General features: G+C 46.9%; 17 protein-coding genes. 8 read left to right on the top strand and 9 right to left on the bottom strand.

Annotated elements, in window-relative coordinates:
• Positions 1 to 293 precede the first annotated feature (293 nt).
• The 5 genes from ruvB to aspS all read right to left on the bottom strand — a co-directional run bounded on the left by ruvB (position 294) and on the right by aspS (position 5,984).
• Positions 294 to 1,298: a Holliday junction branch migration DNA helicase RuvB gene (gene ruvB, locus OH459_RS02510; protein WP_009698277.1), complete on the bottom strand. Its 1,005-nt coding sequence runs from the start codon at positions 1,296 to 1,298 to the stop codon at positions 294 to 296.
• 21 nt (positions 1,299 to 1,319) lie between these two features.
• On the bottom strand, positions 1,320 to 1,931 hold the full coding sequence (ruvA, locus tag OH459_RS02505) for a Holliday junction branch migration protein RuvA (RefSeq protein ID WP_005450335.1): 612 nt from the start codon (positions 1,929 to 1,931) through the stop codon (positions 1,320 to 1,322).
• 78 nt (positions 1,932 to 2,009) lie between these two features.
• Positions 2,010 to 3,461 (bottom strand): methyl-accepting chemotaxis protein, encoded by a 1,452-nt coding sequence (locus OH459_RS02500; RefSeq protein ID WP_256901892.1) that lies wholly within the window; start codon positions 3,459 to 3,461, stop codon positions 2,010 to 2,012.
• Positions 3,462 to 3,583: 122 nt separating this feature from the next.
• Positions 3,584 to 4,105 (bottom strand): crossover junction endodeoxyribonuclease RuvC, encoded by a 522-nt coding sequence (gene ruvC, locus OH459_RS02495; RefSeq protein ID WP_005426231.1) that lies wholly within the window; start codon positions 4,103 to 4,105, stop codon positions 3,584 to 3,586.
• 100 nt (positions 4,106 to 4,205) lie between these two features.
• The gene (aspS, locus tag OH459_RS02490) at positions 4,206 to 5,984 is read right to left on the bottom strand and encodes an aspartate--tRNA ligase (protein WP_269985272.1); all 1,779 of its coding nucleotides are present in this window, start codon (positions 5,982 to 5,984) and stop codon (positions 4,206 to 4,208) included.
• Between the two features lie 272 nt (positions 5,985 to 6,256).
• On the opposite strand from aspS, the gene OH459_RS02485 reads away from it, so the two are divergent.
• From OH459_RS02485 to OH459_RS02455, 7 genes are all read left to right on the top strand, one after another.
• Positions 6,257 to 7,123: a DUF72 domain-containing protein gene (locus tag OH459_RS02485; protein ID WP_269985270.1), complete on the top strand. Its 867-nt coding sequence runs from the start codon at positions 6,257 to 6,259 to the stop codon at positions 7,121 to 7,123.
• A gap of 104 nt (positions 7,124 to 7,227) precedes the next feature.
• A complete protein-coding gene (cmoA, locus tag OH459_RS02480; protein WP_005426299.1) occupies positions 7,228 to 7,965 on the top strand; it encodes a carboxy-S-adenosyl-L-methionine synthase CmoA in 738 nt (245 codons plus the stop codon).
• A gap of 185 nt (positions 7,966 to 8,150) precedes the next feature.
• The gene (gene cmoB / locus OH459_RS02475; protein WP_005450339.1) at positions 8,151 to 9,122 is read left to right on the top strand and encodes a tRNA 5-methoxyuridine(34)/uridine 5-oxyacetic acid(34) synthase CmoB; all 972 of its coding nucleotides are present in this window, start codon (positions 8,151 to 8,153) and stop codon (positions 9,120 to 9,122) included.
• A 221-nt stretch (positions 9,123 to 9,343) separates the two neighbouring features.
• A complete protein-coding gene (locus OH459_RS02470; RefSeq protein ID WP_005450340.1) occupies positions 9,344 to 10,090 on the top strand; it encodes an ATP-dependent zinc protease family protein in 747 nt (248 codons plus the stop codon).
• A gap of 11 nt (positions 10,091 to 10,101) precedes the next feature.
• Positions 10,102 to 11,607, top strand: a complete 1,506-nt coding sequence (locus OH459_RS02465; protein ID WP_005450341.1) for an inactive transglutaminase family protein — start codon at positions 10,102 to 10,104, stop codon at positions 11,605 to 11,607.
• Between the two features lie 3 nt (positions 11,608 to 11,610).
• Positions 11,611 to 12,579 (top strand): alpha-L-glutamate ligase-like protein, encoded by a 969-nt coding sequence (locus OH459_RS02460; RefSeq protein ID WP_005450342.1) that lies wholly within the window; start codon positions 11,611 to 11,613, stop codon positions 12,577 to 12,579.
• Between the two features lie 199 nt (positions 12,580 to 12,778).
• A complete protein-coding gene (locus OH459_RS02455) occupies positions 12,779 to 12,931 on the top strand; it encodes a hypothetical protein (RefSeq protein ID WP_005450343.1) in 153 nt (50 codons plus the stop codon).
• Between the two features lie 125 nt (positions 12,932 to 13,056).
• Here OH459_RS02455 and mukB read toward each other — a convergent pair whose 3' ends face one another.
• Genes mukB through cmoM form a run of 4 tightly spaced genes read right to left on the bottom strand, consistent with a single transcriptional unit; the run spans position 13,057 to position 20,360 of the window.
• Entirely contained in the window at positions 13,057 to 17,520 is a 4,464-nt protein-coding gene (gene mukB, locus OH459_RS02450) for a chromosome partition protein MukB (protein WP_269985769.1), read from the bottom strand.
• A 2-nt stretch (positions 17,521 to 17,522) separates the two neighbouring features.
• Entirely contained in the window at positions 17,523 to 18,248 is a 726-nt protein-coding gene (mukE, locus tag OH459_RS02445) for a chromosome partition protein MukE (RefSeq protein ID WP_005450345.1), read from the bottom strand.
• The gene (gene mukF, locus OH459_RS02440) at positions 18,229 to 19,566 is read right to left on the bottom strand and encodes a chromosome partition protein MukF (protein WP_009698286.1); all 1,338 of its coding nucleotides are present in this window, start codon (positions 19,564 to 19,566) and stop codon (positions 18,229 to 18,231) included. The genes mukE and mukF overlap by 20 nt, the downstream gene beginning before the upstream one ends.
• Positions 19,567 to 19,568: 2 nt before the next feature.
• Entirely contained in the window at positions 19,569 to 20,360 is a 792-nt protein-coding gene (cmoM, locus tag OH459_RS02435) for a tRNA uridine 5-oxyacetic acid(34) methyltransferase CmoM (RefSeq protein WP_009698287.1), read from the bottom strand.
• Between the two features lie 114 nt (positions 20,361 to 20,474).
• On the opposite strand from cmoM, the gene elyC reads away from it, so the two are divergent.
• Positions 20,475 to 21,266 carry an envelope biogenesis factor ElyC gene (gene elyC / locus OH459_RS02430; RefSeq protein WP_005450349.1) on the top strand — a complete coding sequence of 264 codons (792 nt, stop codon included), beginning with the start codon at positions 20,475 to 20,477 and terminating at the stop codon, positions 21,264 to 21,266.
• Positions 21,267 to 21,307 lie beyond the last annotated feature (41 nt).

The following is a 21,307-nucleotide window of genomic DNA, read 5'->3' as shown; positions in this document are numbered from 1 at the left end:
ACTTGTAAAAACAGTTTGTTTCAAAAGGTTTATGGCGAGAAACCGCTTTGATATACATCAATCTTTATGCGCTGATTTTGCACAAAAATCCATCACATTGATCCAGATCAATCGATATTCGATGAGTATGTTAATAGAGAGTAATCAGGAGAGAAAATAATCAGTTAGGCAAGAACATAGAGTTAACAATCTATAAGTTTCTATTACCTATTTAGTATTAGAAGAGATTTAATAAATGAGAGGTCGGTCAACATTGGTGAAACGCTGAGCGCTAAGCACCCAGCGATGGAATCTTACTTTTCAATTCCGAAATGCAGATAAGCGCGATCTGTGGCAATTCTACCACGGGGAGTGCGTTGCAAGTAGCCTTGTTGGATTAGATATGGCTCAAGAACGTCTTCAATGGTGTCTTTCTCTTCACCAATCGCGGCTGCCATGTTGTCTAAACCGACAGGTCCACCACCAAATTTCTCCATGATCGCAAGCAACAGCTTACGGTCCATGTAATCAAAGCCTTCTGCATCCACATCAAGCATGTTCAGCGCTTTGTCTGCTGTATCAGCACATATATGACCATTACCTTTCACTTCGGCATAGTCACGAACACGGCGCAATAGTCGGTTAGCAATACGTGGTGTACCACGAGCACGGCGAGCGACTTCCAATGCACCTTCTGATTCCATCGACAAGCCCAAGCAATCGGCACTGCGCTGAACGATATCTTGCAGGTCTTTTACTTTATAGTACTCAAGGCGCTGCGTAATACCGAAACGGTCACGAAGTGGCGAAGTCAGAGAACCTGCACGCGTCGTTGCACCGATCAAAGTGAAAGGTGGCAAATCAATTTTGATAGAGCGTGCTGCAGGACCTTCACCAATCATGATGTCCAACTGGTAATCCTCCATTGCTGGATACAACACCTCTTCAACCATCGGGCTTAAGCGGTGAATCTCATCAATGAACAGCACATCGTTTTCTTCTAAATTAGTCAGCAGCGCCGCCAAGTCTCCTGCTTTCTCAAGCACTGGGCCAGAAGTGGTTCGAATGTTCACTTCCATCTCATTGGCGACGATATTCGCAAGCGTGGTTTTACCCAAGCCCGGAGGACCAAAAATCAAAAGGTGGTCAAGCGCTTCATTTCGCAATTGAGCGGCTTTGATGAAAATCTCCATCTGATCACGAACGTGATCCTGACCTTGGTAATCTGCTAGTTTCTTAGGACGAATCGCACGGTCGATGACATCTTCATCACGAAACGAAGGATTTTCTGGAGCGATTAAACGATCGGCTTCAATCATATTGTTCCCTTGGGCTTTCCGTTACACCATTGATTTTAGTGCTTCACGGATCAGTTGCTCACTGGTCATATCCGGTTTAGCGATCTGAGAAACCACTTTCGATGCTTGAGTCGGCTTGTAGCCCAGAGCTAGAAGCGCACTGATTGCCTCTTCTTCAGCGTTGCTGGATGTCGAACCAGAATCCGCAGGAGCAGCATCGGTAAACGGCGTAAATAGATCGCCAGCGCCCCACCCTTTCAGACGGTCTTTCATTTCTACAACTAGGCGTTCAGCGGTCTTCTTACCAACACCAGGCAGCTTCACAAGCGTTGAAATGTCTTCACGCTCAACGCAAGAAACGAATTGGCTCGCTGTCATACCAGAAAGGATACCTAGACCTAGCTTAGGACCAACACCATTCGCTTTGATCACTTCACGGAACAGCGCACGCTCTTTGACTGTGTTGAAACCGTAAAGCAATTGCGCGTCTTCACGCACAACAAAGTGAGTATAAATAATGGCTTCTTCGCCGACATTTGGCAGTTCGTAGAAACAGCTCATTGGCATCTGAACTTCATAACCAATGCCATTAACTTCAATTAAAACTTCAGGTGGTTGCTTTTCAAGCAGAGTGCCGCGAAGACGTCCAATCACTATAAATACTCTTTGGAAATGAATTTGCGACAGGATAATAAAGAACTGGATAGACATCCAGTCCTTTATGCGGTGGGGTTAGATTTTTGAGACAACTTGATCAAGCTGTTGAGTCAGATTGCGCACCGCGACCACTTGCCCGTTCAGTTCGCTGCCGTATCGCGCGACAGTTTCGGCAATGATTTTGGTGTTCACTACGCCGTTAGCAACTTCACTGCTGGCTTCATCTAACTCTTTTAAAGCCGTCATTTGCGTCGCCATGATGCCAGACAGACTCTGCACATCGTGAGAGATGGTGGTAACTTGCTGAATAATGGTGTTCATTCGCTCTGTACTCGATGTCACAACGCTTTGACCATGCTTCACTTCTTGCTCACTGCGATCAAGCAAGTTCCGAATTTCCACCGCCGACTGACTGCTCTTAGCTGAAAGCTCTCGCACTTGGTCCGCAACGACCGCAAAACCTCTGCCCTGCTCACCCGCTCTCGCCGCTTCAATAGCGGCATTCAGAGCGAGCAAGTTGGTTTGTTCCGCAACCGACGTAATCAAGTCCGCCACTTTCATGATGTCTTCATGGCTGGTAATGATCTGGCTGATCGCTTGGGTAGAGTCCTCCAATAATTCCGAGCTTTTCTCAGCTTGTTGATGAACGCCCTCACTCTTCTCACGCAGCTCTTCGACAAACTTGCTGGACTCTTCAATCCCCGTCGTCATGTGATGCACTTGCTGACTCATTTGCTCGGCTGCACTGGCTTGGGATTCACTGTTTACATTAAGGGCGTTCACTTGAGCATCCAATTGCGATGATTGTTCATCCAACACTTGGGAGACTTGTTTCAACTCACTTGAGTTTTGATTCGCCTGTTCTAGCACCTCTGCTAAACGTAGCTCCCCTTCTGTCGCCTTTTGTGCCACCAACTCACTTTCTGCTTTAGCTTTCTCTGCACTTTCAATCGCGATGTCTCGCTGCTTGGCGGTAAAGGCTTGCGCAATACAAATCACCACCAGCGGTAACACGGTACCTGACCATATCTCCACACGCTGCGCCGATTCAGACAACACGAGTTGGGGAAAACTAAAACCAGACACATGCTGATACGTCATTACCGCAGAAAGCACTATCACTAACGCGCTCCAAGAGATCGCCATGATACGAGTGCCAGATAAAAAGAAAGCGACGACTAACAAAGGCACCCAGTAAGTTTGGGTAGAATCGACCACGCCACCACTTTGATAGATGATGTTGAGTGCATGCACTGACATGCCAACAAAACCAAGATTGAGCGACAATGCCGGTTGTTTGAACCATCTCAGGCTGAAGACGGATATTAGTTCGAGTGCGATTAAGAGTACTGAGGTGAAAATTAGGCTTTCATGTCCATGTTTGGACCATTTGATCAGGCTGTAGATACCGACGAGGAAAGCGATGAAGGTAAATAGAGAGAGGATGTCTGCTTGACGTTGTTGAGTTCTTGTCCATTGAGTTTGGCGCGGCATAAATGCACTGCGCCACAGCGTGGCTGGATTCATGTTCAATCTTCCTTGATTGATTCCTTGTTAGACCTCTGACCACTATAGTTTTGTAACATTTTCTCAACAAATCCAATCCATAAATCTGTCTGAGATGTCTCATTTTTAATACGAGAATACGCCTAACGGTAACGACCTTTTCTTGCACTGGTTGCTTTGCCTGCGAGCGCCACTAGTGTCTTATTGGTGTTAGCGTGACAAATGGCAACACCCAACGCATCAGCGGCATCGGCTTGAGGCTTGGCTGGCAATTTAAGCATGTGTTGAACCATATGTTGAACCTGAACTTTGTCTGCGCCACCAGTGCCTGTTACCGCTTGTTTAATGAGACGAGCCGCGTACTCATGCACCGGAAGATCCGCATTCACAGCCGCCACAATTGCACTACCACGCGCCTGTCCTAGCTTTAATGCAGAATCAGCGTTCTTCGCCATAAACACTTGTTCGATAGCAAATACATCTGGTTGAAACTGGGTGATGATTTCCGTCACGCCTGCGTAGATTTGCTTGAGACGACCTGGCAACTCTTTTTCAGAAGTGCGAATACAGCCGCTGCCTAGATATTGCAGATGACGACCTTGCTGGCGAATCACGCCGTAACCGGTAATACGAGAGCCTGGGTCAATACCCAAAATAATTGACATGAAAAGTCCTAATCAATAACTCACTGTAAGTATGAGAATAGTTGCCATTAAAACAAAAACTCCCGCAGGTGCGGGAGTTTTTTCTTTAATTGTTGTGCGCTTATTCTGCGTCTTTTTCTTTCGCAACTGTTACTGCAATCGCTAGCTCTTCTAGAGCCGCTGGGTTTGCAAGGCTTGGTGCGTCTGTTAGTAGACACGCCGCCGCAGTTGTTTTAGGGAACGCGATAACATCACGGATGTTCTCTGTACCACATAGCAGCATCACGAGACGGTCTAGACCGAATGCAAGACCTGCGTGTGGAGGCGTACCGAATTTTAGCGCGTCCAGTAGGAAGCCGAATTTCAGTTGTTGCTCTTCTGCATCGATACCTAGGATATCGAATACCGCTGCTTGCATTTCTGCGTTGTGGATACGTACAGAACCACCGCCTACTTCGTAGCCGTTTAGAACCATGTCGTATGCGTTTGAGTTCGCTACTGCTGGGTTCGCTTTTAGCTCTTCCGCAGTCACACCTAGAGGTGATGTGAATGGGTGGTGCATTGCGTGTAGGTTGCCTTCGTCGTCTTCTTCGAACATTGGGAAGTCAACAACCCATAGCGGAGCCCAAGTGCCTTCTTTCGTTAGACCTAGGTCTTTACCAAGTTTAAGACGAAGTGCACCTAGTGCTTCAGCAACGATGTTAGCTTTGTCTGCGCCAAATAGGATGATGTCGCCAGATTCCGCTTGAGTGCGATCTAGAATGCCGTTGATCACGTCTTCGTTTAGGAATTTAGCTACAGGAGATTGGATACCTTCCATGCCTGCTGCACGGTCGTTAACCTTCATCCATGCTAGACCTTTCGCACCGTAGATACCTACGAATTCTGCGTAGCCGTCGATTTGCTTACGAGTAAGCTCAGCACCACCTGGAACACTGATAACTGCAACGCGACCTTTCTCGTCGTTTGCTGGACCAGAGAATACTTTGAACTCAACGTCTTTTACTAGGTCAGCAACATCTACTAGCTCTAGTGGGTTACGTAGGTCTGGCTTGTCAGAACCGAAACGACGAATCGCTTCGCTGAACGGCATTACTGGGAATTCACCTAGATCAACGTTCAGTAGCTCTTGCCACATTTCACGAACCATTTTCTCAGTCGTTGCACGAACTTGATCAGCCGTCATGAATGACGTTTCGATATCGATCTGAGTGAATTCTGGTTGACGGTCAGCACGCAAGTCTTCATCACGGAAACACTTAACGATTTGGTAGTAACGGTCAAAACCAGACATCATTAGAAGCTGTTTGAATAGCTGTGGAGACTGAGGAAGCGCGTAGAAGCTGCCTTTGTGAACACGGCTAGGTACTAGGTAGTCACGAGCGCCTTCTGGTGTCGCTTTTGTTAGTACTGGTGTTTCGATATCTAGGAAGCCGTTGTCATCTAGGAAACGACGAACAAAGCTAGACGCTTTAGCTCGTAGCTTGATGCGGTCGCTCATTTCTGGACGACGTAGATCTAGGTAACGGTACTTCAGACGTTGCTCTTCAGAGTTCTTTTGGTTGAAGTCTAGAGGCAGAACGTCGCTGCGGTTGATGATTTCAAGACCTGTAGCAAGGATCTCAACTTCACCTGTTGCCATGTCTTTGTTTACTTGGCTTTCTGGACGAACGCGAACCTCACCAGTTAGCTTGATACAGAATTCATTACGAAGTGTGTTAGCCACTTCATACGCATCTGCCATATCTGGATCAACAACTACCTGAACGATACCTTCGCGATCTCGCATATCGATAAAAATAAGACCGCCTAAATCACGACGACGGTTAACCCAGCCGCAAAGTTCTACAGTTTGTCCTGCAAGGGACTTGTTCAGGTGACCACAGTAATGGGTACGCATAATGAAATTCCCAATCTCTCAAATATTGTTAACTACGCTCTGTCAGCCTCATTGCCGAGCAGAGTAAAGATCCATTTATACGCTGAAAGCCTATGAAAATCGACTACTCAACATACAATTAAGTGTGTTTTATCATTCATTGGTGGTTTTTAGTACAACAAATGTTCAAAAGCGCACCAAAGCGAAAAAATTGGTGGGGATTATAGCGTGAAATTACCCATTTCAGCAAAACTCTCGTAAAGTGGGCTCAGGAAAAAACGTAAAGCAGAGATATGGATAATTTACCCCTTCGACTTGGATTGACCATGTGGTCGCACAACCAGTGGCAACAAAGCTTTTATGGCAGTGGCACCAAACCAGCAGAGCGACTCGAAAAGTACGCGCAGGTGTTCCATACCGTAGAAGGCAACACCACCTTTTATGCCACACCGACGCTCAACACGGTGCAAAACTGGAAAGCCGCGACTCACGACGATTTCAAATTCACCTTTAAGTTGCCAAAAGCCATTACTCACGAGCAGATGCTCAGAGGTTGCGACGAACAGTTACGTGACTTTATGACCATCATGGAACCACTTCATGAGCGTGTTGGGCAATGGACGATTCAGCTCCCCGCTGCATTTGGTCCAGAACACCTCGATAGATTGAAGAAATTCTGTGCCAGCTTTCCGCCGAATTTCCCGCTTGGGGTGGAAGTTCGTCACATGGCGTTTTTCTCCAAAGGTGAAGAAGAACGTGCGTTGAATCAGTGGCTGTTAGAGAGCGGCATCGACCGCATTATTATGGACAGCCGCCCTGTATTCGCCGCGCAGCCGATAAAAGAAGCAGTGATCGATGCCCATCAGAAAAAGCCTCGCGTTCCGGTTCATGCAATCGCAACCGCCAAACACCCGATGATTCGTTTTATCGGTCATCCAGACATGGACGACAACCTGCGCTTTTTCGAACCTTGGTTGAAGAAGCTGCCGATGTGGATTGAACAAGGCATTCAACCGTACTTGATGATTCACACACCAGATAACGTCTTAGCACCAGAACTGGCTGAAAAGTTATATAAGCAGCTACAACTTAAGCTCTCACTGCCAAACTTGTCTGTATTTCCTGCCAACGATGGCAACTCGCAAATACAAATGTTTTAGACAAGCTTATAATTAAGCAAATGACAGAGGCGCGAATTTCCCATAAAATACGCGCCTTTTTTGATGCCTGACATTTCAGGCGGCTTGTATGCAGAGATTTGGTTATGAACCCTAAGAGCAATCCAGATACTATTTTTTCGGCTCCAATCGATAAAATTGGGGATTTCACGTTCGATGAACGCGTGGCGGAAGTTTTCCCTGACATGATTCAGCGATCGGTGCCGGGTTACAGCAACATCATTTCTGCAATTGGTATGTTGGCAGAGCGTTTTGTTAAGCCTCACTCAAACATCTACGACCTAGGTTGTTCTTTGGGTGCTGCTACGCTGTCTATGCGTCGTCATATCAAACAAGAAGGTTGCCAAATCATTGCAGTGGACAACTCTCCTGCGATGGTTGAACGCTGTAAGCTTCACGTCAACGCGTACCGCAGTGATACGCCAGTTGATGTAGTCGAAGCGGACATTCGTAATATCGAAATCGAAAACGCGTCTGTGGTGGTATTGAACTTCACGCTGCAATTCCTTTCTCCAGAAGACCGCTATGCTCTACTAGAGAAAATCTACGCAGGTCTGCGCCCAGGCGGCATTTTGATTCTGTCTGAAAAATTCGTATTTGAAGATGAAGTATCTAACGAGTTGTTGATTGATCTTCACCACGACTTTAAACGTGCAAATGGCTACAGCGAACTTGAGATCAGCCAAAAGCGCAGCGCAATTGAAAACGTGATGCGCCCTGATTCAAAGAAAGATCATAAAGAGCGTTTCGCAGAAATTGGTTTCTCAAGCTACGACGTTTGGTTCCAGTGCTTTAACTTCGGCTCGATGTTTGCGATTAAATAAGCTTCGCGACACAGTTCGCTCTCATTAGGACGTCATCCTCAAGAGCGAGGAACGAGCGAGTTGGGGATCTCTTATCAAAAACGATAAAAACCGAGATTCCCTATCACGTTCATCCCTCACTGTAGGGAATGACACATTTAACTTTTACCTAGGGTCTGCTGACTCCATAAACTCAGTGAAAAACTATGTTTAATTTTGCTAATTTTTATCAGTTAATCGCTCAAGACACTCGTCTTCAGCCGTGGCTAAACGTATTACCTCAACAGTTAACAGATTGGCAAAACGCTGAGCACGGTGACTTTGGTCGCTGGCTAAAAGCGCTGAACAAGATCCCACAAGGTGCACCAAACCAAGTGGACATCAAAAACTCAGTAACCATCAGCAACGATACGCCTTTCCATGAAGGTGAGCTGAAAAAGCTAGAAAGCCTACTACGTACATTCCACCCATGGCGCAAAGGTCCATACACAGTGCACGGTATTCATATCGATACTGAATGGCGCAGTGACTGGAAATGGGATCGCGTTCTTCCGCACATCTCACCACTAAAAAACCGCAGCGTGCTCGATGTTGGTTGTGGCAACGGCTACCACATGTGGCGCATGCTGGGTGAAGGTGCACGCCTAACGGTTGGTATCGACCCTTCTCACCTGTTCCTAATTCAGTTCGAAGCGATTCGTAAGTTGATGGGCGATGACCAACGTGCTCACCTTCTTCCATTAGGTATTGAACAACTACCAAAGTTAGAAGCGTTCGACACTGTATTTAGTATGGGCGTGCTTTACCACCGTCGCTCTCCACTAGATCACTTGGTGCAGCTAAAAGACCAGTTAGTATCAGGTGGCGAGCTTGTTCTGGAAACACTCGTTATCGAAGGCGATGAGAACGCGGTATTGGTTCCGACGTCTCGCTACGCGCAAATGCGTAACGTGTACTTCTTCCCGTCAGCGAAAGCACTGAAAGTATGGCTAGAACTGGTTGGCTTTAAAGATGTGCGTATCGTAGATGAAAACGTGACGTCTGTAGATGAGCAGCGTACGACCGACTGGATGACGCACAATTCACTGCCGGATTACCTAGATCCAAACGACCCAAGCAAAACCGTTGAAGGCTACCCTGCACCTCGCCGTGCGGTGCTTGTCGCAACCAAGCCATAATTAACTGAGATTTCTGACATTGTCTTAACTCACTCCCTCCATTAAGACATTAACCTCTCTTCAAATCTAATTAAGGATGCGTCTTGCGTCCTTAATTTTTTGGCTTTTCGTCACTATTCCTCATTCTGTAAGAGTCTGAAGCAGATTCTTGCTTGTGAGCCTTTGGCGATAACGCTAAACTCTTAAAAAACAAACAACTTACTCCAATCCCAAGGTTTTCAATGTTTATACGATTGACTCCGGTTGTTGCCATCGCCTTACTATCTGGATGTACTTTGACCAAAGGCGAACAGTACCACCAAGAAACGTTAGCTGCTATTCAGGCTTCAGAAACGAATTTCAATACTCGCGTTACCAACTTAGAGCTTCAACTTAGTAACCAGTCGGATTACATCGAAAGTTTGGAAGACCAAGTGGATAAGTTAAATGGCGAACTCAATACCTTCCGTAAAGAAGCAATGGACGAAGTGAGAAAGCCTAAAGAACCTATCATTGTTCAAGCTCCAGCTCCCGTTCAAGCAACTCCTACCCATGACATTGTCCTTGGCTCAATTGAGCGAGTGACGATCGATTCAATCAAACAAACGTTCGACGCTCGCGTAGATACCGGCGCGGCAACATCTTCACTGAACGCTGTTGATATCGAAGAATTCGAAAGAAATGGCAAAAACTGGGTGCGTTTCCACCTAGCTGATAATACGAAGTCAGATGAAGAGAAAGATATTTGGATTGAAGCACCAATTATTCGCTACGTGAAAATCCGTCAAGCAACCAATGAAGAACTAGAGCGTCGTGCTGTAGTTGAACTTTGGGTGCGCGTTGGAAAAATTCATGAAAAAGCGCAATTTACGTTGGCAGATCGCTCTCAAATGAACCATCCTGTGTTACTAGGAAGAGAATTTATGCGCGACATCGCACTCGTCGATGTGAGTCGTAAATATATTCAAACGGAAGAAGATAAAAAATAATAAGGTAGATTATGACGTCAAGAATACCGTTTTACCTGTCAATCATCCTTTTGGTGGTTGCGGGCATCGCTTTGAGTGTTTTCAGACATCAGAATTACGGCGTTCCATGGACTCCAGGTGAAACGCGTCAAGTTTGGGATGTTGAAGCCCGCATTGAGTTCAATGCAAATGGCGGTGAAGTTAAAGCTTCTCTCGCTGCTCCTCATACACAAAAAGGCTACACCTTAATCGGTGAGTCGGCGTCATCTCCTGGTTATGGTGTTTCTTACGTAAACTCTGATTCAGGTCGTCGTGCTGAATGGTCTATCCGCCAAGCAACTGGCGCACAAACCATTTACTACAAAGCCCAATTCTTGGTTGATCCACAAGCAAAAGTGGATGAACAGCCACCAACCGGTGAAATTGCCAAACCAACCCTTTCAGCACCTCAACAAGCGGCAGCAAATGCGTTGATTGAGCGTGCAATGAGCCGTTCAGCAGACAACGAGACTTTCGCTCGTGAGCTGATCAAAACACTGAACGATCCAGATAGCCAAAACGCGGCACTGATTCTAAATGACTTTGATCGTACCGACGCTCTGCACAAAATTCTGCTTACCGCTGGCGTACAGAGTAAGACCGTTGGCGTTATCGAGCTGGAAGATGGACGTCGCCGTCAAACGATTCAACCTATGGTTCAAGTTTGGTCTGGCGATAAGTGGGTACTCTTCTCACCAAACTCTGAGCAAGCTGCAGCGCAGCCTAACCTGCTTGTTTGGGATGAATCGAATGTTTCCCTACTTGACCTAGTGGGCGGCAAAAACAGCCAAGTTCACTTCTCTATGATCAAGCAGGAGCTCACACCGCAAGAAGCAACCAACAACAAAGTGGAAGCTGACGGTCTATTGAACCTGTCTATCCACAGCCTACCTCTTGAAGAGCAGGCGATGTTTAAGACCATCATGCTGATTCCAATTGGTGCTCTTATTGTTGTGTTCCTGCGCGTTATCATCGGCCTTAAGACATCCGGTACCTTCATGCCAGTTCTTATTGCGGTTGCCTTTGTACAAACGCAACTTGTAACAGGTATCGTCGGCTTCCTACTGATTGTCGGTACGGGTCTGATCATCCGAAGTTACTTATCGAGGCTAAACTTACTTCTGGTCGCAAGGATATCCGCGGTTATCATCACAGTAATCATGATCATCTCTGTGTTTACCGTTGTGGCATTCAAGATTGGTCTGACTGAGGGTCTAACCATTACCTTCTTCCCAATGATCATCTTGTCATGGACGATCGAACGTATGTCGATTCTATGGGAAGAAGAAGGCGCGAAAGAAGTTGCCCTTCAAGGTGGTGGCTCACTACTGACAGCGGTACTGGTTTACTTGGCGATGACCAACACCTACATCCAGCACCTAACGTTTAACTTTATCGGCCTACAGCTCATTGTACTGGCAGGTATTCTACTACTAGGTACATACACGGGTTACCGTCTAACTGAGCTACGTCGCTTTAAACCACTAGCGGAGGACTAAACGATGTTTGAACGTTTTACTTCGCCAGCAAAACTCCGCCATAAAGGCATTATGGGGATGAACAAGCGTAACCACAGTTACATTGGTCGTTACAATGATCGTTCTAAATACCCTTTGGTGGATGACAAGCTCAAAACCAAAATTATCGCTGAAGCAGCAGGCGCGACTGTGCCTGCTCTTATTGGCGTGATCGCCAGCCAAGCTGAAGTGAAAAAGATTCACAAGATGGTTGAGAACTGGCCCGGTTTTGTAATCAAGCCAGCTCAAGGCAGTGGTGGTAAAGGTATCTTGGTTATCACTTCGCACAAAGATGGCGTATATACAAAGCCATCGGGCGCTACCTGCAATAAAGAAGAAGTTGAGCGTCACATCAGTAACGCACTCGCGGGTCTTTTCTCCCTTGGTGGTAAGAACGATGTAGCTGTGGTTGAGAACTTAATTAAGTTTGATGACTGCTTCGACGGCTTCAGTTACGAAGGTGTGCCAGACGTACGTATTATCGTATTTAAGGGCTACCCTGTTATGGCGATGATGCGTTGCTCTACAGCAGCATCGGATGGTAAGGCTAACCTTCACCAAGGCGCGGTAGGTGTCGGTATCGACATTGCTACTGGTAAAGCCATTCGCGCGGTGCAATTTGACCAACCAGTGACTCATCACCCAGATACGGGTAAAGACCTGTCGACACTGCAAGTGCCTCATTGGGAGCGTTTGTTAGAGCTTGCGTCCAGTGCTTGGGAAATGACAGGTCTAGGTTACATGGGCACCGACATGGTATTGGATAAAGAAGAAGGTCCAATGGTTCTGGAGCTAAACGCTCGCCCTGGCCTAGCAATCCAAATTGCAAACGGTGCAGGTCTCCTACCTCGCTTGAAACACATTGAGAACCTTGGCACTCCTGCTGAGTATCCAAAACCAAAAGAGCGTGTTGCGTACGCAGCAGAGCAATTTGGCGTAAAATCTCAGTTCTAATCTAATCGCTAGCAGCCATTCTCGTGGTTGCTAGCTTTCTTTTCATATTTGAGCACTATCGCTCTCTTCCTAAGTAATTCATCGTTTTTATCACTGCAATCGATGATCCAGCTAACAAAATACACATCGATCGTTTCTTTTTTCTGCCGATTTTTGATTTTATATTTTCTCCCCCTTACTCAACTCGAGAGGTTGGGCGATGCTAACAAAAGAAACTAATAACAATGATACTCCGCTTGTTGAACAAGAGAACTTTGACCAACACCTACAACGTTTGTCGGAAATCTCTGTCCAAGCACTTGATGAGCTTGCTGAAATGATCGAAAAAGGAAACGACTTTTCAGAAGAATAGGACTTACCTTTTCACATTTAAGCGCCTGCAAAAAAGCCGAGCCTGTTGCCCTACAGACTCGGCTTATTTCGTTTTACAAATACAAAAACGCCCGCGTTTCTTGCGGGCGTTTTTAGCTTCGGAGTTTAGGACTCAAACTCTTCAATCATCTCTTGTGCTTCAGTCTTAGGTTTATCGTTTTGACCAAAACCACGCAGACCAACTACGTGTACATGCTCGTGGTCTTTAAACACCTTACGCACGAGTTTGTAGGTCGTACCTTTCTCTGGGCTGATATTTTCTGGCGCCGCGATAAGAAGTTGCATATCCAGACGGTCACACAGTTCAAACAGGGTTGAGATAGATTTCGCATCCAGACGTGCTGCCTCATCAAGGAACAACAGACGACATGGCACGATATCTTTACTGCGCAAACGGCGTGATTCTTCTTCCCAGCTTTGAACAACCATCAGTAGGATTGACTGACCAGTACCGATCGCCTCACCCGTAGATAGCGCGCCAGATTCAGCTTGTAGCCAGCCGTCAGAACCACGGTTCACCTCCACACTTAGCTCTAGGTAGTTACGGTAATCCAGTAGCTCTTCACCCAGAACCTGAGGAGAACGTTGACCCATATCGATATGTGGGTTCACGCGTTGGAACAGTTTCGCCATTGCTTCAGAGAAGGTAAAGCGAGTCGATTCAAACAGATCTTTATGCTGCTCTTGTTGTGTCGCTAGACCGTTAAGTAGCACTTCGTGACTTTCGCGGATCTTCACGTTTAGACGTACGCCCTTCACCTGACCGAACGAGATGTTCGACAAACCTTGGTTCAGCATACGAATACGGTTTTGCTCACGCTGAATCGTCTTCTTGATAATGCTCGCTACCGACTCAGAGCTGATCGCTAGGCGGTTTTCACGTTGCGTTAGCTCTTCCGTTAGACGCGCTAGCTCTACTTCCATCTCCTCGATTGCTTCCACTGGATCATCAGTACGGATGATATCTTGACGAATACGCTCACGAAGATGTTGGTAAACAGCGATGTAGAACAGAACTTTACGCTCTGGACGTGCATTGTCTTCTGACAGACGCAGCGCATCACGAAGATCATCGTTGTTCGCAACCGCTAGACGCAGTGCACCCAATGATTTATCCGACATTGAACGCAGTTCATCCGCTGACATGTAAGCCAGTTCACGCTTATGTAGACGACGCTCAACATCGTTCTCACGCGCCAAACGAAGTACTGAACACCAACCGGCTTTCGCTGCAACAACAAAGGTACGCAGCTCAACGTATTCTTTCTGAACTTTCTTCAGACGTTTCGCCAAGCCTTTCATCTCTAGTTCAGTAGAGGTGATTGTGCGCTCGTATTCGCTCTTACGGCTACGAGACGTGTGCAGACGCTCATGCAATTCGTCACGACGACGCATTGCACGCTCTTCTGCACCTTCATCCGCGTTAACGCCAAACTCTTGAAGTTCTTGTTTGAACTCTTGAACCGTTTCCAGCTTCGCTTGGTGCGAACTCTTCAGAGAAGCCAATACTTGGTTGTATTGGTTCATTTGACCTTGTGATTGCTTCAACTCTTCACGAGAGCGGGTACGCATTTGTTCAGCTTGAACCAATTTCGCTTTTAGCTGTTCGCTCAGCTCACTGCTCTTGTTCAGTAGGTCTACTGAATCTGAATAAGCGAAGTAGTGGCGACGTTCAACGAGATCCGAGAGCGCAAAGATTTGCTTCTTAAGATCTTGTAGCTGTTCGTCTGCCGCTTTGTATTCTGCTTCTAGCGCATCGAATTGCTCTGGGTCAGCATCTAGGGCAACTGCGACTTTTTCCAGTTCTGTCACCGCTTTCGCGTGGTTATTTAGGAAAGCTTTTGCTTCTGAAAGCTGGGCGATTTTCTCTTCCAACTCATCAAAGCGTGCTTGCAGCGACTCATCTTCAATCAGCGCCATGTTTGGTGCTAGCTTGTCTAGAGAAGACAATGCTTGCTTGCTGGTTTGCAGTTGAGAACGTTGCTGCTGCTCTTTTGCATCCAGATCAGCCAGTACGCGCGCAATTTGGTTACGCTTGTCGCGGATGGTTGCCAATGCTTGCTCTGGGTCAGCTTCGAATGCTACTTGAATGTGGCTTGCCACAAACTGGTTGAAAGCTTGATACAGACGCTGCATTTTTTGCGAATCGAATGCTGCTTTCGCGTGCTTCTCAACAACTTCTTCACGTTCGTTACGCAGTAACTCTAAACGTTGTTCACGTGCCGCGCGACCAAACAGTGGGATTTCAGGCAAGCGAGAGTAACGCATTTGGCGATCGTTCATGCGAACGCAAACCGCGCCTTCTAGCTCTTCCGCGTCGAATGAGCTGTCATCAAAGGCATCGATGTCACCTTCAATGATGTACAAGTCTTCTGGACAGTCGTCTAGCTCTACCAGTTTCTCTTCGATACCAGATAGGTCAGAAACAACGATAGCGTGACGAGCCGGACCGTACATCGCACTAAAGTAAGGCGCGTCATCAATTGTGATGTCATCGTAGATCTCAGACAGCAATACGCCGCCCAGTGTATCAGCCAAACCTTTCAGGCGAGGGTCGTTTGAACCACCAGGAGAAGCAAGACGCTCAATCTCAGTGTCAAGTTGGCTGCGACGCTCTGCCAGTTTGTCTTTCGCCAGAGAAAGAGTCTTCTCTTGCTCAAGCACCACTTGCATTTGGCTCATGACTGACTGGCTATCTTCTAGCTCAGCGCCACTTTGCTCACGCAGTTTTTCTAGCGCATCGTTCGCTGCAATCCACGTTGGAGCAATGGCTTCTAGCTTGTTGATTTCCGCCGCTGCATCTTGCTCTAGACGACGCTGTTCGCTGCGTTGCTCACGCACGTCTTCCTGCGTCATTTCTAGCGAGTCGATTTGCATCGCGTGACGCTCACGTTCTTGTTCAAACGTGATTTCGTCAGTCAGTTCAACATGGAACTGCTTCTGGTATTCATTGACTAGCTCGCGCGCTTGACGTTGCTGGTTAAGGCTACGTTCAAGGTCACGGTGCTGAGCACGCCATTGCTGTTCGTTTTGCGCAACTTGTTGAGATTCACGCGCTTTCGCAATTGCGGTTTTCGCATGTTCAGACGCGTCTTTACGCTCAACTTGACCAACGATGCTTTGTACTAGTTTAAGCGCAGTTTCGAACTGCTCTGCTGCTGCAGAAGACATGTCCAGTTTGTGCTTAACCGATAGCAACGCGTTGGTGCTTTCTGATTCTTTGCTCTTAAGCTCAGAGACAAGCGCTTGTGCCGATTCTGCCGTTAGGCTGTCATCACCAAGTAGTTGCTTCGCTTTTTCCAGCGCTTGAACCGCTTGTTGGTATTGAAGGGCACGAGTTTGTTGAACGTCGAGTGCTTGTTGGTAGTCCGCCAGTTGCGTCTTAAGGCTATCCACCTCTTCTTCCGCAACAGTCGCTTGCTCTTCCACCATCATCACGCGTTCTTGCGCTTCTTCCACTACCATCATCTGTTCTTCAAGACGCTCACTCAGCTCTTCAAGATCTTCTTGGTAGCGTTCGATCTTCTCTTGCTGGCGTAATGCGTTTTGCACCAGTTGCAAGTGATCCGAAGCCGCTTGGTAATCTTGCTCTAGCGCAGATTCCGACTCGATCAGCAGTTCCAGCTCTTCTTGAACACGGTTAAGCAGGCTGTTTTGCTCAACGAGAGTTTCGCGAGAACCGAACAGCTCTGAACGCAATGACAGCGTTTTATCCAACTTGTTACGACGATCGTTCGCGTGACGCATGTAGTCCGCCGCCACGTAGTTAGTCGACTCTGTGATCAAGTGTTTGAATAAGTCACGGTCTGCTTGCGTGGTTTTGATCGCTTCTAGCGTCATGCGGTTTTCACGCAGTGCTGATTCCATATCTTGGAACGCTTTCTTCACGCCGCCGTTTTGTGGCAGAAGGTAGTCACGAAGCGAGCGCGTGATTGCACTTGAGATACCACCGTAAAGCGATGCTTCGATCAGGCGGTAGAATTTAGAACGGTCACCAGAGTTACGCAGTTTCTTCGGAATCACACCGAATTCGAACATCTGCGAGTGGTAATCCACGATAGAAGAGAAGGCTTTAAATTGAACGCCTTCAAATTCTGCGATCGATTCTTTTACTTCATTGATTTGACGTACACGAGCTTGAGTCGCAGATACGCTTTCAACCAAGATATCCGTTGGTTTCACATGGCTTGGAAGACCTTGGATAACAAACGGTTTGATGTCTACTTTCTTATCACGACCCGCTACTTGCTGCAGTTTTACTGCAAACAATAGGCGTTGGTTACGTGAGTTCACCACATCTAGCGCCGCATAACATGCGCCCGGCTGTAACTTACCGTACAGACCTTTGTCGCGAGACGATTGGCTGCTGCCTGCTTCTGTGGTGTTACGGAAGTGCAGTAGCGTTTGGTCAGGAATCAATGCGGTGATGAACGCCGCCATTGTGGTTGATTTACCTGCACCGTTACCACCTGATAGCGTGGTTACCAGACCATCGATGTCAAACGTACGGGCAAAGAAGCCGTTCCAGTTGACCATGGTCAGCGATTGGTATTTACCGCGTTCAATCATGCTCATGCTTCACCCTCTTCTGTTGTTTCTTCTTGGGCTTGGTCGTCTTGATCTTCTTCAGACAATAGGCTGCCTTGGCTTGGCTCTTTGGTGTGCACTACCGCTTCACCATCACGGATCAGACGCAGCTGCGCTTCACGCATGTCATCGCCAATACGTACATCGGCACCAAAGCGGAATACTGCTTCACTGATGCTGAATTTACCGGTTTCACCGATGTTGATGATCATGCCTAGGCGACGCAGGCGACGGAGTGACGTACGTACTTTTTCAAACAGCTTTTCTTTATCAAGGTCAGAACCAGTCGCACGGTTCGTCACTAGCTTCATCAGCTTGTTTTCATCAGCCAGAGCAAGTAGCTCGTCGTACAATTCTTGGTTAGTGAAGATACCTTCGTGCGCAAGACGTTCTGGGCTTAGGTAAAGGAAACACAGTACCTTACCCACCAGCATGTCCAGCTCAGAAAGAACGCTACGACCAATCAAAGACGTTGAACGTGGACGAAGGTAGAAGAAACCTTCTGGCGCTTTCACCAATTCGGTGTTGTAGCGCTGGTAGAAAGAAGAAAGCTCAAGTTCGAAATCCGACAACAACGCGTGGTTGTCCAGATCTTCACTTGAAACATGACGCCCTGCTCGAAGCATGCTGTCTAGCGCTGGGAACAGAGGGTTAGAAATTGCTTTTGCCAGATTCTCTGACATGTATTCATTAGTATCGGTCGATGACATTCGCTTGTACCTTTGCCCCAAATTCGTTGATTGCTTTCCAGTCTGGCTGAACAGCTTGGTAGTCGGATTCTGAATAACCCAGACGTACCGCCTGATCAACGACAATGCGAGCTAAATCAAAGTGATGAGTATGAGGGTGCTGTGCAAGGTAATCTCGCAGTACCACGCTCAAGTCAATAGGTGCGCCTTGGTCTTTATGCGCTTTCAGCATGTCACCAATTCGCTCCGCCAACTCATCATTGACTTGTTGAAACTCTTCGTATTCCACTTCCATCGGAACTTGACCTGTTACCTCGTCATCACGCAGTACTAGGGCTTCATCACGAAGGTCAGAAAGCCTTTCCGCATCTGCATAAGTCAGATACCAAGGCGAATCAAAGTAGTCTTTAACGGACTGGCGCAGACGCGAGCTAAACGCACGGTTCTTATCCATATCAATTGCAGTACGGATGAACTTGTGTACGTGTCGGTCGTAGCCAATCCAAAGGTCGATCGCTTGCTGACCCCAGCTTGTGATTCGGTCCAGTTTCATCTGAAGACCAAACAAGGCTTCTTCGATAAACTCAAGCTCAGGGTCACCATAGACAATCTCTTGAATGTCTAGGATCTGAGTTTGCAGTTCATCACTGGCAGCTTGCAGCGTATCTTGAAGTTCACGCAACGTGCTTGATGTTTCTGACAGAAGCGCTTCACAGTTGTTGATTGCTTCACGCCAGTCTTTGTTAAGCAGGTCAGCAATCTGTTGTTTCACAGATTGTTGCTGCTCATCCATCACACGTTGGTTGAGATCAATTTGATCGAAGATTTCGCCTACAGAATATTTCAATATCCCGTACACGTTCTTCTTCCAGTGGCCCGGAGTGCCGCCTTTTTGTGCCGCTTCAATCGCTTTCGCCATTTCATCAGCGACCATAGACAACTGAATAGAAAGGCGCAGTTTCGAGAACTCACGATGGCGCACGTAGTAGTCGGTAATTCCTATCGCTAATGGCGACAAGCGGTAAATGCTCGCTCCGTCAGTAATCTCACTGACAAAACGGCTCATAAGACGCTGCTTAACCATCTCGTTAATGGCATTGTTCGCACGGAAAGCCGAAGCTTCTCCCGTCTCATCAAAAAGTCGAGTGACGATGGCAAATGCGTCGTGCAATTCACCTTCACCCAATTCTTCATCGAACCTTTCATTACTTAATACAGCGATAGCAATCAAAAATGCCAGTCGCTCAGTGGTCAGGTTCAACGAGAAATCGTGCTGCTTTACCCAGCCAACCAACTCATCGATTGGTTGCTCTGCAGCATTGAGAGTCATCTCACTCATCGTTATTCCTGTTTATCGTTCTTCTTAGCCCACACATGAATATAGCGGCCTAATGAGAGGTATGGCTCTTGTCGACAAAGTTGTTTTTCTAGCGCCAACACATCTTCAAACTCGTAATCGCCCATGTATTGCATATTACCTATGTAATCACTGAATGAACGAATACCAGATTTACCACAAATACTAAAACCAGAATCTTCTATCCATTGATAAACCTCTTCAGGTTTTAGCCCTTTTTGTGGCTGTAGTTTAAATCTTTTTCGGTGAGGCATGCCGTCTAAAACATGAGGAATGTTGCCACAAACCACATTTTTATAGACCAAGCCGTGGTGGTTATAGAACATAACCGAAGCGATGCCCCCCGGTTTGACCTGCTCCAAAAGCGTTTCAAGTGCGGTTTTCGGATCAACCAACCACTCCATAACGGCATGGAACATGACAAGGTCCACCTGCGCTTCCATGTGTTCAGCAATGGATTGGACAGGCGAATGAATCAGGCGATACTGCTCAAGCAAACCGTTTTTTTCAATATCCTGCTTTGCTAGTTGCAGCATTTCCGAAGATAGATCACACAAAGCGACATGATGTCCGAGCTTAGCAAGCTTTTGCGACATTTGCGCTAAACCACCACCAGCATCAAGGACTTGTAGTGCTTGATGGTCGGCGTCTAATTCACTTAGAATCTGTAGAAAATCTTCCCACACAATGATTTGTCGGATCTCCCCTTTATCGGAGCCGTAAATATTTTTTGCAAATTTGTGGGCGATATCGTCGAAATTGCGGTCTTCTGTCACTTCTGCTGAGTTATCATAACGGATTGTGCCGCTATTCTGTCACAAGGAAAGCAGGAATAAAGAGGGTTATCCTCATTTTTATTATCAATTGATGTTTTTTCGGACTATTTATGTATGTTTGAGCTGAAAAAAGTAATGTCAGCCTTGTTAATGCCGCTTCCGGCATTGCTAATCATAGGCTTGTTAGGTCTTGCTCTCATTAGTTTTACCACGAAACGTAAAACTGGCTGCTTTGTTGTTCTATTCTCTTTTGTCGGCATTTTCCTCGTTGCCTTCCAACCTGTTTCAACCAAGCTTCTGATGCCTCTTGAGCGCGAGTACAAAGCGTTTTTACCTGTATCAGGTAGCATTGACTATGTCATGGTGCTTGGTAATGGTCATGTCGTCGATGATGAGATCCCACCAACTTCTCAACTAAGCCGTACAGCGCTAATGCGCCTTACCGAGGGCATCCGTATTTTGCGTATGTACCCTGGCGCTAAGTTAATTTTGTCCGGTTACGCAGGTGGATCTGAAATCAGTCATGCGCGCATGATGGCTAACGTGGCACTTTCTCTTGGTGTCGCAAAGTCCGACATCATCCTTCTCGAAGACGCTAAAGACACATGGGAAGAAGCCCGCCAAGCCGCTGCCTTTGTGAAGCAAAAAGACATTGTGCTGGTAACCTCAGCAAGCCATATGAAGCGTGCTTTGTACGAGTTTAATGCTGCAGGTATCAAGCCAATCCCTGCGCCAACCAACTTTATGGCAATTGATGACATTGAACAGCCATGGCAAAAGTACACTCCGAAAGCTCGTTACTTAGAACAAACCGAATTGTATTGGCATGAGTATTTAGGTGGGTTGTGGCAAAAGTTGCGTGATAACGTAGGTCAAACACCAATGGTTGAAGTAGAACAACCATAAAACACTTAAAAACGATTCAGTGGTCAAATTGCGGAAACAAA

The organism is Vibrio sp. MM46, assembly GCF_027587135.1.
Lineage (GTDB): Bacteria > Pseudomonadota > Gammaproteobacteria > Enterobacterales > Vibrionaceae > Vibrio > Vibrio harveyi.
Note: the sequence above shows the minus strand (reverse complement) of the source record. Positions and strands in the feature narration are given on the sequence as shown.

Excerpts from the sequence above, each read along its gene's own strand:
- ruvB (WP_009698277.1), bottom strand. The coding sequence starts at position 1,298 with ATGATTGAAGCCGATCGTTTAATCGCTCCAGAAAATCCTTCGTTTCGT.
- OH459_RS02500 (WP_256901892.1), bottom strand. The coding sequence starts at position 3,461 with ATGAATCCAGCCACGCTGTGGCGCAGTGCATTTATGCCGCGCCAAACT.
- ruvC (WP_005426231.1), bottom strand. The coding sequence starts at position 4,105 with ATGTCAATTATTTTGGGTATTGACCCAGGCTCTCGTATTACCGGTTAC.
- aspS (WP_269985272.1), bottom strand. The coding sequence starts at position 5,984 with ATGCGTACCCATTACTGTGGTCACCTGAACAAGTCCCTTGCAGGACAA.
- OH459_RS02485 (WP_269985270.1), top strand. The coding sequence starts at position 6,257 with ATGGATAATTTACCCCTTCGACTTGGATTGACCATGTGGTCGCACAAC.
- cmoA (WP_005426299.1), top strand. The coding sequence starts at position 7,228 with ATGAACCCTAAGAGCAATCCAGATACTATTTTTTCGGCTCCAATCGAT.
- cmoB (WP_005450339.1), top strand. The coding sequence starts at position 8,151 with ATGTTTAATTTTGCTAATTTTTATCAGTTAATCGCTCAAGACACTCGT.
- OH459_RS02470 (WP_005450340.1), top strand. The coding sequence starts at position 9,344 with ATGTTTATACGATTGACTCCGGTTGTTGCCATCGCCTTACTATCTGGA.
- OH459_RS02465 (WP_005450341.1), top strand. The coding sequence starts at position 10,102 with ATGACGTCAAGAATACCGTTTTACCTGTCAATCATCCTTTTGGTGGTT.
- OH459_RS02460 (WP_005450342.1), top strand. The coding sequence starts at position 11,611 with ATGTTTGAACGTTTTACTTCGCCAGCAAAACTCCGCCATAAAGGCATT.
- OH459_RS02455 (WP_005450343.1), top strand. The coding sequence starts at position 12,779 with ATGCTAACAAAAGAAACTAATAACAATGATACTCCGCTTGTTGAACAA.
- mukB (WP_269985769.1), bottom strand. The coding sequence starts at position 17,520 with ATGATTGAACGCGGTAAATACCAATCGCTGACCATGGTCAACTGGAAC.
- mukE (WP_005450345.1), bottom strand. The coding sequence starts at position 18,248 with ATGTCATCGACCGATACTAATGAATACATGTCAGAGAATCTGGCAAAA.
- mukF (WP_009698286.1), bottom strand. The coding sequence starts at position 19,566 with ATGAGTGAGATGACTCTCAATGCTGCAGAGCAACCAATCGATGAGTTG.
- elyC (WP_005450349.1), top strand. The coding sequence starts at position 20,475 with ATGTTTGAGCTGAAAAAAGTAATGTCAGCCTTGTTAATGCCGCTTCCG.